Annotated in this window: 11 protein-coding genes; 5 read left to right on the forward strand and 6 right to left on the reverse strand. The window is 43.5% G+C overall.

What is annotated here, in order from left to right; all coding sequences use genetic code 11:
• Positions 1 to 222: 222 nt before the first annotated feature.
• The 5 genes from dinG to xthA all read left to right on the forward strand — a co-directional run bounded on the left by dinG (position 223) and on the right by xthA (position 4,706).
• Positions 223 to 2,298, forward strand: a complete 2,076-nt coding sequence (gene dinG, locus R7E51_RS04295) for an ATP-dependent DNA helicase DinG (RefSeq protein ID WP_170890546.1) — start codon at positions 223 to 225, stop codon at positions 2,296 to 2,298.
• 14 nt (positions 2,299 to 2,312) lie between these two features.
• Positions 2,313 to 3,098, forward strand: coding sequence for a sulfite exporter TauE/SafE family protein (locus tag R7E51_RS04300; protein ID WP_005378430.1), 786 nt, complete (start codon positions 2,313 to 2,315; stop codon positions 3,096 to 3,098).
• Positions 3,095 to 3,640 (forward strand): primosomal replication protein, encoded by a 546-nt coding sequence (locus tag R7E51_RS04305; protein WP_033905048.1) that lies wholly within the window; start codon positions 3,095 to 3,097, stop codon positions 3,638 to 3,640. Before R7E51_RS04300 ends, R7E51_RS04305 begins: the two co-directional genes overlap by 4 nt.
• Positions 3,640 to 3,804 carry a pleiotropic regulatory protein RsmS gene (rsmS, locus tag R7E51_RS04310; protein ID WP_005378432.1) on the forward strand — a complete coding sequence of 55 codons (165 nt, stop codon included), beginning with the start codon at positions 3,640 to 3,642 and terminating at the stop codon, positions 3,802 to 3,804. The genes R7E51_RS04305 and rsmS overlap by 1 nt, the downstream gene beginning before the upstream one ends.
• Positions 3,805 to 3,899: 95 nt before the next feature.
• Entirely contained in the window at positions 3,900 to 4,706 is an 807-nt protein-coding gene (gene xthA / locus R7E51_RS04315; RefSeq protein ID WP_170893719.1) for an exodeoxyribonuclease III, read from the forward strand.
• A gap of 92 nt (positions 4,707 to 4,798) precedes the next feature.
• Here xthA and R7E51_RS04320 read toward each other — a convergent pair whose 3' ends face one another.
• From R7E51_RS04320 to R7E51_RS04345, 6 genes are all read right to left on the reverse strand, one after another.
• Complete coding sequence (locus R7E51_RS04320; RefSeq protein WP_206957398.1) at positions 4,799 to 7,522, reverse strand: ImpA family metalloprotease; 2,724 nt, start codon at positions 7,520 to 7,522, stop codon at positions 4,799 to 4,801.
• A 154-nt stretch (positions 7,523 to 7,676) separates the two neighbouring features.
• On the reverse strand, positions 7,677 to 8,354 hold the full coding sequence (locus R7E51_RS04325; protein WP_206957400.1) for an ABC transporter permease: 678 nt from the start codon (positions 8,352 to 8,354) through the stop codon (positions 7,677 to 7,679).
• Positions 8,355 to 8,357: 3 nt separating this feature from the next.
• Positions 8,358 to 9,098 (reverse strand): ABC transporter permease, encoded by a 741-nt coding sequence (locus R7E51_RS04330; RefSeq protein WP_005378436.1) that lies wholly within the window; start codon positions 9,096 to 9,098, stop codon positions 8,358 to 8,360.
• An 81-nt stretch (positions 9,099 to 9,179) separates the two neighbouring features.
• Positions 9,180 to 9,950, reverse strand: a complete 771-nt coding sequence (locus tag R7E51_RS04335) for an ABC transporter substrate-binding protein (protein WP_005378437.1) — start codon at positions 9,948 to 9,950, stop codon at positions 9,180 to 9,182.
• Positions 9,951 to 10,033: 83 nt separating this feature from the next.
• Positions 10,034 to 10,804: an ABC transporter ATP-binding protein gene (locus R7E51_RS04340; protein WP_005378438.1), complete on the reverse strand. Its 771-nt coding sequence runs from the start codon at positions 10,802 to 10,804 to the stop codon at positions 10,034 to 10,036.
• Positions 10,805 to 11,068: 264 nt separating this feature from the next.
• A complete protein-coding gene (locus R7E51_RS04345; RefSeq protein WP_017820023.1) occupies positions 11,069 to 12,544 on the reverse strand; it encodes a hypothetical protein in 1,476 nt (491 codons plus the stop codon).
• Positions 12,545 to 12,785: the final 241 nt, after the last annotated feature.

Below are 12,785 nucleotides of genomic sequence, written 5' to 3' on the forward strand. Positions count from 1 at the left end.
AATAAGTAAATTTTAAAAAAACAAAAAAAGAATAAAAACCTACAAATCAGGCCAAGTTGGAGTTTTATATTTTTCATATAATGAAATTAATTTCATTAAGATTAGGTTCAATATTTTTTTGTGAAGGAGATCTACATTCCTTATAAAAGCATTCCGTTTTGTGAACTACTGTACAACTAGTGATGTGTGCTACTATTCGCCTCCAACGCATTTGAGGCCCGTATGCTGACCAGTAACATTCAAAAATCGATTCGTAATAGCTATCAAAACCTTCAAGATCAACTTGATAACTTTGTGCCTAGAAGAGCACAAAACTACCTTGTTGCAGAGATTGCAAAAACGCTTTGCGGTCAGTATCACAAATCTAACCGAATACTCGTTGCAGAAGCAGGGACTGGAATTGGTAAATCGCTCTCTTATCTAATGGCGACCATTCCCGTGGCTGTACATAACAATAGGAAAGTGGTTATCTCAACGGCGACCGTCGCTCTGCAAGAGCAGCTCATAAATAAAGACCTCCCTCTTTTTCGTCGGATTACCGACCGAGAGTTTTCTTTTATTTTGGCAAAAGGCCGTCAACGCTATTGTTGTGCAGAAAAGCTCGCCACTGCTAGCGGTGCTGATGGTGGCCAGTTAGCCATGTTTGAAACCAAACCTAAGCAAAAAGATATAGAGCTGTTAGAAACAATGCATCGCTCTCTTGCGCAAGGTAAATGGGACGGTGACCGTGATTCTTGGCCTAACCCCATCGACGATAAGCTTTGGCAACTGATTGTCAGTGATAAACACAGTTGCAATAACAGTTTACCAGGCCACCGCGGCTGCCCATTCCAAAAAGCGCGCTCAGAGTTGGATAAAAACGATGTCATCATTGCTAACCACTCTCTCGTCATGGCAGACGCAGATTTAGGTGGCGGCGTGATTTTACCTGAGCCAGAAAATACGATATACGTCTTCGACGAGGCACATCACTTACCTCACGTCGCTCGTGACCATGCTTCAGCATCTGCGAGTTTAAAAGGTGCGGCAGCATGGCTTGAGAAGTTAAATCAGTCGATTAGTAAGTTTTCATCACTCGCAGACGAGAAACGCGTAGCTCGATTTCGCAACGACCTTCAAGACGCGGTTCAGAACTTGATACCGGCACTGACTCAATTGCCCAAACAGTTCGACCCAGCTCAATTTGAAGAGGGTATCTACCGCTTCGAACACGGTGAACTACCTGAGTGGCTAGAGAACCAATCCAAAGAACTAAAACAGTTCAGTAAAAAAGCAAATCAGAGCGTGGCAAAAATTGCCGACCTTATTGCGGAAAGAGTAAAAGACGGGGAGCTTGCGACAAGGTTGGCTGAACCAGCGCTTGCAGAGCTCGGTTTCTACATTCAAAGGTTAGAAAACCTAGCGCAAGTATGGCATTTAATGGCTGAACCAACTCGTGAAAAAGGTGCGCCTTTAGCTCGCTGGTTAGAAACCCACCCCGATCGCGAGGGTGATTTCATTGTGAGTGTTTCGCCACTTGAAATTGGATGGCAACTCGACCAACAGATTTGGAGCAGATGTATTGGCGCCATTTTGGTTTCCGCAACGATGCGTGCATTAAACTCTTTCCATTACTTTTGCCATCAGGTTGGTATTGATGGAAAACCAGAATCAGGCACTCAGTTTTTAGCGCTTGCGTCACCATTCGATTACCAAAACCAGGCAGAATTGCTCATCCCTGCGATGAAATATGAACCACCAGCGCCTCAATTTACTGAATATCTTATCGAGATATTGCCTAAGTACTTGGAAGACAAGAAAGCCAACTTAGTATTATTCTCATCCTATTGGCAGATGAACCAAGTCGCGAAGGCACTCTCTTCGGAGTTCATAAAAAAAGGCTGGGCGTTGCAAGTTCAAGGTGAAAGCTCACGTCAAGAAATTCTAAAAAAACATAAAAAGTTAATAGAATCAAATAAAACCAGCGTCTTATTTGGTACTGGCAGTTTCTCTGAGGGGCTAGACTTACCTGGCGAATTACTTGAAAACTTGGTGATTACAAAAATTCCATTTGGCGTTCCAACCTCCCCTGTTGAGCAGGCTCATTCCGAATACATTGAGAAAAAAGGAGGAAACCCGTTTATGCAAATAACTGTACCAGACGCAAGCAAAAAGCTGATCCAGAGCGTAGGTCGCTTACTGCGTAAAGAGAGAGATTCTGGTAGAGTAACGATTCTTGATCGACGCCTAGTCACTAAGCGATACGGACAAGCCTTAATCGACTCACTACCTCCATTTAAACGTAAAATAGAATATTAGAAGAATCACCATTTATGGAAATGATTGAGCCAACCATGCTGTTGGTGTTGGCGCTTGTCGCTTTTGTCGCAGGATTTATTGATGCAGTTGCCGGTGGTGGTGGCATGCTTACCGTACCTGCTCTACTTTCGCTAGGCTTGCCGCCTCATATTGCACTAGGCACCAATAAACTTGCCGCTACCTTTGCTTCTTCTACTGCGGCATTTACGTACTACAAAAAACGTCTATTCAAGCCTCAATGCTGGCGGCGTGCATTCGTGGCGACACTCTTCGGAGCGACATTAGGTACGCTATTTGTAGATGCGATTAGTACGGATTGGCTGGAAAAAGGATTGCCGCTTGTTATTTTGGCGGCAGCGTTGTATACCGTTTTTCATAAAACGCCCCACTCTGCTCATCAAAGTCCAATACCCGAGCCTTGCCCAAAACTTCATAAAAAACAGTACATGCAAGGCTTATCCATAGGATTCTACGACGGACTCGCAGGGCCTGGAACTGGGGCTTTTTGGACAGTAAGTTCAATGGCGCTGTACCGACTGAATATCTTGCTCGCCTCTGGCTTAGCAAAAGCAATGAACTTTACCAGTAACTTTACCTCTTTGATCACTTTTGCATTCCTCGGACACATCAACTGGGTGCTAGGCTTAACAATGGGAGTATGTTTAATGGCTGGTGCTTTTGTTGGCGCGCACTCCGCTATTAGATTTGGTTCTAAATTCATTCGTCCTGTATTTGTTACTGTCGTCAGCATACTAGCCATTAAATTGGCTTATGACGCATGGTTTGTAGGCTTGTCATGAACATTTCTCAACTCCAGGAAAATCTAGAACAAATGGCGAAGCAAGCCGCTGTTCTTGACCGTCAAAGAGGCGAACATCATGTTCCGCTTTTTGATGAGCGTTTATTTGGTTGCCGCTCTCGCTTACTTACTCCTTGCGTAAAAGAAGCAAAAGCCACGCTGGATGCGATTGTGCGTGAGCAAAATGAAGGTAAGCTCACCGCTTTGCGTGCTGAGTACCTCACTGAACGGTTAGTGGCGCAAATCGGTGCAATTCAACGCGAGATTTCTACCACTAAAATTCGTAAGAATGAAATCAAACATAGCAGCTATTTCCGCAAGCCTATCAACGTGCTTTATCAGGAACTCGCTCAACACCAAGAGTGGGCAAGACGCTTGCGCGAGATGGTGTTAGAAAAAGAACGTGCTGTCGAAAGCGCTCCGAGTTTTATGCGTGCCGACGCTCAAAAAGTATTACTAGCAACCGAGCAACGTTTAGCGCGTTGTGAAGCAGCACTTCTTAAGCTAGAGAACCAAATTACACATAGGGAAAAACATCAATAATGGCTGATCAACCAACCTCGCCTTTAGATGACGCACCTGAAGAGATCAAACTGGCTGTCGATTTAATCTATTTGCTTGAGAGCAATGAGATAGATCCAGAAGTTGCGCTTAACGCTTTAAAGATCGTGCAAAACGACTTAGAAAACAAATTAAAAGCAAAGTAGCTCAGAGCGTTTCAATCCTTTCACCGAGACTCATTTTCAGTGCTCTTACACAATGATACTATTCATAAAAAAGTACGCCCCCAAAAGGATAAATAATGAAAGTAATCAGCTTTAACATCAATGGACTACGTGCGCGACTGCACCAACTCCAAGCGCTAATCGACAAACACCAACCTGATGTGATTGGTCTTCAGGAAATTAAAGTTCACGATGAAGCATTCCCGATTGAAGCTGTCGAAACCATGGGCTACAAAGTGTATTTCCATGGTCAAAAAGCACATTACGGCGTAGCAATGCTTTGTAAGCAAGAGCCTCTACACGTACAAAAAGGGTTCCCGACGGATAACGAGGAACATCAAAAGCGCATGATCATGGCAACGTTTTTAAATGAAAACGGCGAAAAGGTCACTGTGCTAAACGGCTATTTCCCTCAAGGGGATAACATCAGCCACGAAACCAAATTCCCATACAAGCGCCAATTCTATAAAGATCTGATGACCTACCTAAACGATCATCACAATAACGACGAGCAATTGATTGTTATGGGTGACATCAACATCAGCCCTATTGATGCAGATATCGGTATCGGCGAACCAAACCGTAAACGTTGGCTAAAAACAGGTAAATGTTCATTCCAACCTGAAGAGCGCGAATGGTTGAAAACCTTACTAGACTGGGGCTTTGTGGACACCTTCCGTAAGCTATACCCAGAGGTGAACGATCAATTTTCGTGGTTTGACTACCGTTCTCGCGGTTTTGATGATAACCGTGGCCTACGAATTGATGTCATTTTGGCAACCCCTTCTCTAGCGGAAAAGTGTATTGAATCTGGTATCGACTATGAGCTTCGTGGTATCGAGAAGCCTTCAGATCACGCACCAATCTGGTCAACATTTAAGTAATATATTGCAAAGCTATAAGCGAGACTCAACGCTAAGCTTAGTCCAATAAAAAGGGAGACTCTGTCTCCCTTTTCATACAAATTACCAGTTAATCACTGATTCAGCGGCCAAACCGTTTGACCATCAATAGTTATCGGTGTTTGAGCAAATTCGTTCAGACAGTAGCCTGTATTACTACTTGCAAAGTAAGTGAGCGGCATCGGCGGTAGATTCAGCGCCACAACCTGCTGTTTCGCTTTTTCTGTGAACGAGAACCCCCACATATCGAGATAGTTAGTCATATCTCGCTGAGAGATGTAGCTCAGAGCAATAAGCAACCAGTCGTTGTTCGAGATGCTATTTGCTTCTTCCCGAGAGTAGTTGGCAAAACCAATGCTCAATCGTCTCTCATCCCAAAGCGCGTCGTCCGATTTTAAGCGGTTAAACTCACGTTCAATCAGGTGCAAGCGCGCCAATAAATGCCAACCATTTTTAAGCACACCTTCATGCTGCGCCGCCATCATCATTTGAATGTAAACACGAGCGCCCCAACTCCAACTGGTTTGATTTTGCGCAGCCATGTATGCGTTTGGATCCGCTTGAGTTCGGCTAGCTTGCAATAATTCAAACTGGCCTTTGAAATCCAAGCTTTGGCAAGTTGAAACTTTTCCCGTATTCTGGAAGAAACGAGACTTACTGTAATACGAGTAGTAATTGGTCGTTGAATGCCCTTCCCAGCCTGAAAATCGGAATCGACCTTTTTCTAAACCATGACCAAGCTCATGTAAATCACCGTGACCGAGTGGGCTGAATGACCAGTAAGCATCGTAAGGGTTACCCGAACAACCATAACCACACGTCGCTTGGTCAGCGTTCATGTGCTTCACTGTATCAATATTGGCGATTTCCCAACCTTGGTTTTGGGCGTATTGAATAATTTCAGGCACTTCATCTATGCCCGGCCCTTGGAAACCTGCCAGCACATGCGGGTAGTTGTGAACATATTCTTCTGTTGCAAGCGCCATTTCCGAAGGGGTAGACCACATTTCATCGTTGACCGACTCCAACATTTTGTCGCGCTTTGAGTGTACTTCAAACCCAGGAGTGATCAGCTCAGCCCAATCGAATAAATTGGCTTCTAACTGTTGAATAAAAGCGTCGTTGTCCTTCTCACTTCTCCAAACTGGATGCTGTGCCACATGATTAAATTTCAGTTCAACCGGAATATCATTTTTGTCAAAGTGAACCTGTACTGGGCCGCCATAAGGAGAAGTCAGCGTGATGGTTTCACCCGCTTTGACTTCGTAAGCAAATGAAGTCAGCAGTTTTGGTCGCGTGTATCCATCTTCGCTGAACTCATGAGTTGCACCACTTCTTAAAGTGTTGATGACAATCTTAGTCGCCACATCATTGCTGTCATTACGTTTAACCGTAAAAGTTTCCCCAGGAAGCGCATACACACCAGCCGAACGGAAGTTACGCTTTGATTCCATATTAATCGTTGCACTGATTCTCTTTATTTCAGGGCTAAACTCACTACGGCTGAAGTTCCCCATATTTGGTTGTTTTGGGTTCACGCTTCGGCTGTTGTATTGCACGTAATCGGCAAAGTACGACTTTAGGAATTCGGTCGTTTGGGTTGACTGTTTGTCCATCGGGAAGACAACCGTTTGACGATAATGATCAGCCAGCAATACCATGAGTTTTTCGTATTGGTAGCCGTTTTGATTAAACAAATCTACTTTTTGTTCATCAAGCTTTTGCAACCAATGGCGAATGCTGTTTGCCCCTGCATAAAATTGACTGTCCATATTCGCAGTGTCAGGGCAGGATTTGTCATCACACTTTGACAAGTCAACGTTGAAATTTTGAGATTCAAAACGAGACAACAGCGCTTGTTGTGTGATGACAGAGTCCGGCACAACGTTCATCAACGATGAAGGTTCCCAGTCGACCAAGCCTAACTTACGCCAATAGTTATCTCCCACATAATCAACATGGAATTTTTCCAAAATGTCTTGGCCAAGATCAGTTAGTCCTCCATCCCAATGCAGGTATAGAACAGGAATTTGGGCTTGCTCAGCGTATTCCAAAGCTTCGAGTACTGGTTTGTTGGTATCTCCAGATTGCAGATGCTGTGACAAGATCAATAAGTTTGGAGTATTGGTTTGCAAGCAGCTAAGTAGCTTCGAACCATCGCATAGGTTGGCCTCGTTAAACGCCAGCTCTTGTGAAACAGTGTCTTTCAGCCAATTGCGAGTCGCTTGCTCATCCGGAAAGTAATAAGACTGATCCATTTGCGCGATGACGACGTTTGAAGTAACTCCGCCCGACAACCAAGTGACCAGGTTACTTAACCATTGCGTCATCGCAGAGTTGGAAGAGTCGGGAAAACGTTGTGCCGTTCTAAATGGGTTACTCCCTAATAGTGCGTAACGTTGACCATTAGACTTTTCCCCGGCAACGCCAATTGACAGAGCTTGATCTTTGTAACCGCTTGCCATGGCCTTATTGGTCATCAAGATGGTGTCGTTGAAGCCATACTGAGGTGCCAAGATCGCGGCATCATGGGTTGGATCCCAATAAAGACCTGAAAGGTTTTTCGCAATTGCAGATTTGATCGTATTCGACTGCATCTTGTGAGCTTCTACAACCTGACGACTTTTACGAATGAATTCGCTCGGGTCAGAAACGAGCAGTGCATTACCAGTTTCAAGAGCTTGTTGAACTGGAGCTGGCGTTGGTTTTACTTGAGCATTAGGTTGTGATTCTCCCTCTCCCCCACTACATCCTGTGGCTAAGGCGGCAATGCCCAACGATAGAATTGTTTTTTTCATTTTTACTTACTAAACAATGAGTTTACCGAATGTTAATGTAAGTTGATGAATAATAAGAAAGAGTCTTTTACATCGACTGAAAAAATAGGAATGAAGATAACAAAATTATCAAAAGCAATAGCATCCACTCCGATGCTATTGCCTCTATTGATAATTAGCTTAAAGGACGCAGATAAGCTAAGAAACGCTTCTCTGCCACTTTGAAACACCACAAGATCATAAACGTCAGTGCCATGTAGAACAGCCCCGCCGTCAGGAAAGACTCAAATGGTGCATAGTAGCGCGAGTTAACTAGACGCGCAGCACCAGTTAAATCCATGATGGTAACGATGCCCGCGACTGCACTTCCGTGCAGCATAAATATGACCTCGTTTGAATAAGCTGGTAATGCTCGACGCAATGCACTCGGCAAGATAATACGTCTGTATGTCATAAACTTACTCATGCCATACGCTTTCGCAGCTTCCACCTCACCTTTCGGCAAACCATTAATCGCACCACGAATAATTTCTGCGGTGTAAGCCGATGTATTCAGAATAAAAGCGACCAAAGCACAGAACCAAGCGTTCTCCCATAAGGTATCTTTCACAGGGAAAAACTGATCCATGCCGTAGTAAATCAAATACAGCTGAACCAATAGCGGCGTTCCACGGAAAAAGTAAATGAATCCCCAAGAAGGTAAGCTTAGAGCGTAATTGTTACTATTGCGTGCCACGGCTAATGGGATAGAGACACACAAGCCAATAACCAACGCTAATCCCACTAACCAAACTGTTGTCCAAAGTCCCTGAAGATAAGTTGGAAAGCTTTCAATAATCAAAGAAAAGTCCATAACTTACCTCGCATGAATACTGAACTTACGCTCAACAAGCTTGAGTAGCCCGGTCGAAACGCTGGTAAAAAATAGAAAGATGAGCGCGACAGCCATGTAAAAGGTGAACGGCATTTTCGTTGTACCTGCTGCCAATGAGCTCATTCTCACCATGTCATCCAGACCAATAATGGAAACTAACGCTGTGGTCTTAAGTAACACTAACCAGTTATTACCAAATCCAGGTAATGCATGACGAATCATCTGAGGAAGTAAGATTCTTCTAAACGATAAAGCAGAACTCATCCCATAAGCTTTCGCCGCTTCTAATTCACCCTTGTCCACCGCCATGATCGCTCCACGAAAAGTCTCCGCCATGTAGGCGCCAAAGATAAAACCAATCGTGAGTACACCAGCTATAAATGGGCTGACATCAATATAATCAGGTAAGTAAGACGTCCATTCATGGTTTGGATCACTCGAGGCAAACCACTCGTTGAGCGTTTCGTTGATGGAGTAAAGGCTGTTATTTAAAAGTATTTGTCCACCAAAGAAAATTAGCATCATCAGAACCAAATCTGGAATGCCGCGAATGACGGTGGTGTAAAGAGTGGCAATCGCCCTTGCCCATTTGTAAGGTGCTAACTTAGCTAATGCGCCAAGCATGCCTAAGACCATGGCGAGAATGAGTGAAAGCACTGCAACTTCTATTGTTACTAAAGCTCCTTTCAAAATCGAAGCTTCGTATCCTTGTAAATCTAGCATAGGTGAGTTCCTAATCCCTAAACTCAAAAAATCGACCGTTGACTACTTCTAGGAACAAGCCAACGGTCGCTTAATTACGGTTTATTCACCGTACACATCGTAGTTAAAGTATTTACCAGCAATTTCTTGGTAAACACCTTTCTCACGTAGTGAAATAATTGCTGCGTCGAGTTTCTTCGTTAGATCTTTGTCTTGTTTACGAACAGCGATACCCATACCTTCGCCAAACCATTTTGGATCGGTTAACGATGGTCCAACAAACTCATAAGCTTCGCCACCTGCTTTGTTGATCACACCCTCTTCTAGAGCAGAAGCATCACCTAAAACAGCAGCAATTCGACCATTTTCTAGATCAAGATACGCTTCATCAAAAGAGCCATAACGCACAATTTCAACATCATCGCCGTAGTTGTCAGTTAAGTACTTGTCATGTGTCGTCGCACGTTGCACGCCAATTTTGACATCTTTAAGATTATCAAAATCTAGACCAGCACCTTTCTTAGCGATAAATTTATTTGGAATTTGTGCGTACTTGCCAGTGAAATCGACTTTTTTCTTGCGCTCTTCAGTGATAGACATTGCTGCGATGATGGCATCGTACTTACGTGCAAGCAGAGAAGGAATAATACCATCCCAATCTTGAGCGACGATTTTGCACTTCACTTGCATCTCTTCACAGAGTGCATTTGCCATGTCTACGTCAAAGCCTTTTATTGAGCCATCAGTTTCTGTCCAGCTAAACGGAGGGTAAGCACCTTCGATACCAAAGCGAACTGTTTTCCATTCTTTCGCTTGGGCAACACCTGATACTGCCGTTGCAGCAATCGTTGCTGCTAATAACCACTTTTTCATTTCCATACTCCTGTGATTGCTATTTTATTTCGTTTTGTTTGTTGTGTTGGCTTAGGAGGCAATAGTCTGCCGCCTAACAAATATTAGTAAATGGATGAGATAAACTGCTGTAATCGTTCTGAATCCGGGTTTGTAAATAGCTTAGCTGGATTTCCCTGTTCTTCCACTAAGCCTTGATGTAAAAACATCACATGGTTTGATACGTCACGCGCAAACGCCATTTCGTGCGTGACCACCAGCATAGTTCGCCCTTCATCTGCCAAATCTCTCATTACCCCCAGAACTTCTCCTACAAGTTCTGGGTCAAGCGCAGAAGTTGGCTCGTCAAACAACATCACCTCTGGGTCAACTGCTAGCGCACGGGCAATAGCTGCACGTTGCTGCTGGCCGCCAGATAAGTGCCCAGGGTAATAATCTTTACGCTCATACAAGCCTACTTTCTTAAGCAAGACTTCTGCATTTTCAATCGCTTGAGCTTTTGGCACGCCTAAGACATGAACAGGCGCCTCAATCACGTTTTCTAGTACGGTTAGGTGAGACCAGAGGTTGAAACCTTGGAAAACCATTGCCAGGCGTGAGCGAATACGTTGGACTTGCTTTTCATTAGCAGGAACAGATTCACCTGCTCTGTTGTTCTTCATTTGGATTAATTCACCATTTACCCAAATTTCGCCCGCGGTAGGCGTTTCTAGCAAGTTGATACATCTGAGAAAGGTACTCTTACCTGAGCCGGAAGAGCCAATGATGGAGATAACATCTCCTTTGTGCGCGGCAAGTGAAATGCCTTTTAAAACTTCATTTTGTCCAAATGTTTTGTGCAGGTCTTTTATATCTAGCGCTGGTACATCATTCATGCGCCCTACTCCCTGTGTTTTTGTCACTGCCATTAAGGGACTCCGCCCTCTCTAATTCGGAACAAATTAGCACCGCCCTTTGAAACTTGCAACAAATTATTAACCTAAATAATTCGAATAGAAAGATACTATAGACAAATTAATATGCAATATATAGCAACATATTCTTCAAAAGTTGAATATTAAATATAAAAAAGCCCCTTTCAAAGGGGCTTAGTAAATTTACAAAAGTGTTAATTGAAACCTATTCGAGGTCGCAATGAATTAATTAAAACGACTGACTACCAACGAGTTTGAAGTACGTAATGTCACCTCATTTTCTAAGCCTTCTTTTTCAGAAGTAATGATGCCATCTAGGTCTTCATCTAGTTCAGGCTCTGACGCTTCACCATTGGAGAAGAAGCTCATGAAAACTTTAGAATCAATATTACTATCTTCATTCACTACCAAAGCAGTGCGATTAAAATCGTCCGAAGCTGAAACTTTCAAACCGTTAACGGCCGATGTTGGGAAGTTGTAGTAATGCAATTCTGGAACAACAACAGAATCACTATCACTTGTTGTGAAAATGCGATGTGTGACCCTGTAGTCGCCTGAAGTTGCAAAGTAAGCGACACGAGTAAAGCCTTCAGTAGACGATGTTAAGCCCATGTCCAGATCAATCACGGACTCTGCACTTCCTTGCGTTGATACACTTGGTTTTGTGTTCGGCAGGTTATCAATATTTAAGTAAGCACTCGGATCAACGTCAATATCCCATCCGTCAGAGATCGTTTCGTTAAGTAGAGACTCCCAACCATTAACTTGATTCTCTGAGAACGCCATGTATACCCAAGTTTCTTTATTCGTTGCACTAGGGCGATTATATTCAACGGCCGTTTTATCCAGCTTCAACGCGTCATATGCAAAGCCGTTAGTAACAAAGCCAATGTTGAGCGAGTCGTAAGTATAGTCAGAAGACGAATAAATGTTTGACGTATTATCCGCTCTAACTAAGGCTATCTCACCAGTTCCCCACGAACCAATACCATACTGGTAAAGCGCTTTGTCGCTTGAACCTGATTCATACTGAAACAATGCCGTTGGTTCACCTTTAAGCCCCATCAGTTCATCAGTAGGCAACATATCAGGGTTCGGAGACGTGAAAATATCGGTTTGCGAGACAAAGTTGTAATCTCCGCCACCTGATTCAGCGTTTCGGTAATCTAAGTTAGTAAACTTATTGCTTGCTAAGTTACCGCCAGTAAAGCATTTGTTCAAAGAGTCTCGGTTTAGTGCAAAAGTAGCATTACGTAGTTTCTTATCTTGCAAGAACTCTTTTGAAAACGTGTTTACGCGAGCTTCTTTGCCGTTAAATTCTATTGCTTGAAACGTTACAAAGCCGCCGTCAGGGATATCTTCAAGATAAAACTTAAAGTTATCAGTGGTAGGTTTGATAATGTCTCCGGATCTTTTGCCATCGGCATCAGAGTAGTAACCGATAACATAGTTGGTCACTTGCTCTTTTGACGCTGCACTATAGGTTAAAACCGTTTTATCGCCGTTCAGCTCAGTTTTGTGGTCATATACAGTACAACCTTTCGTAGTTGCTTCACTTTCAGTCATTGTTGCTGGTATAGCAAAATCAAAAGTAAAGGCAGTTTTCGGCGCTGCACCACCGCCACCGCCGCCACCGCCGCCGCAACCGACCATTAACCCTGAGATGATTGCCACTAGTGGCAGTACTTTAAGCTGTTTCATGTCTTTTTCCTAAACTGAGCGGCAATGATTAGCCAAAAAATTGTCTTTGCTCTGTCCAAAGCAAGAATAAAGCCAGCTTTATATAATCACCGTGAATATTGACATTTAATCTGCATCTCGTGCAAAAGGACAAAAAGTTCTAATTTTATGCAACTTGTGTAATGAAATTACACAAGATCTCCGCATCTCATTCGCATGCCAGAAACTTTCTGTAGTTTTATTTCACAACCATTCTTAAAGT

The sequence above is a fragment of the Vibrio sp. Vb1166 genome (genome assembly GCF_033338695.1).
Lineage (GTDB): Bacteria > Pseudomonadota > Gammaproteobacteria > Enterobacterales > Vibrionaceae > Vibrio > Vibrio alginolyticus.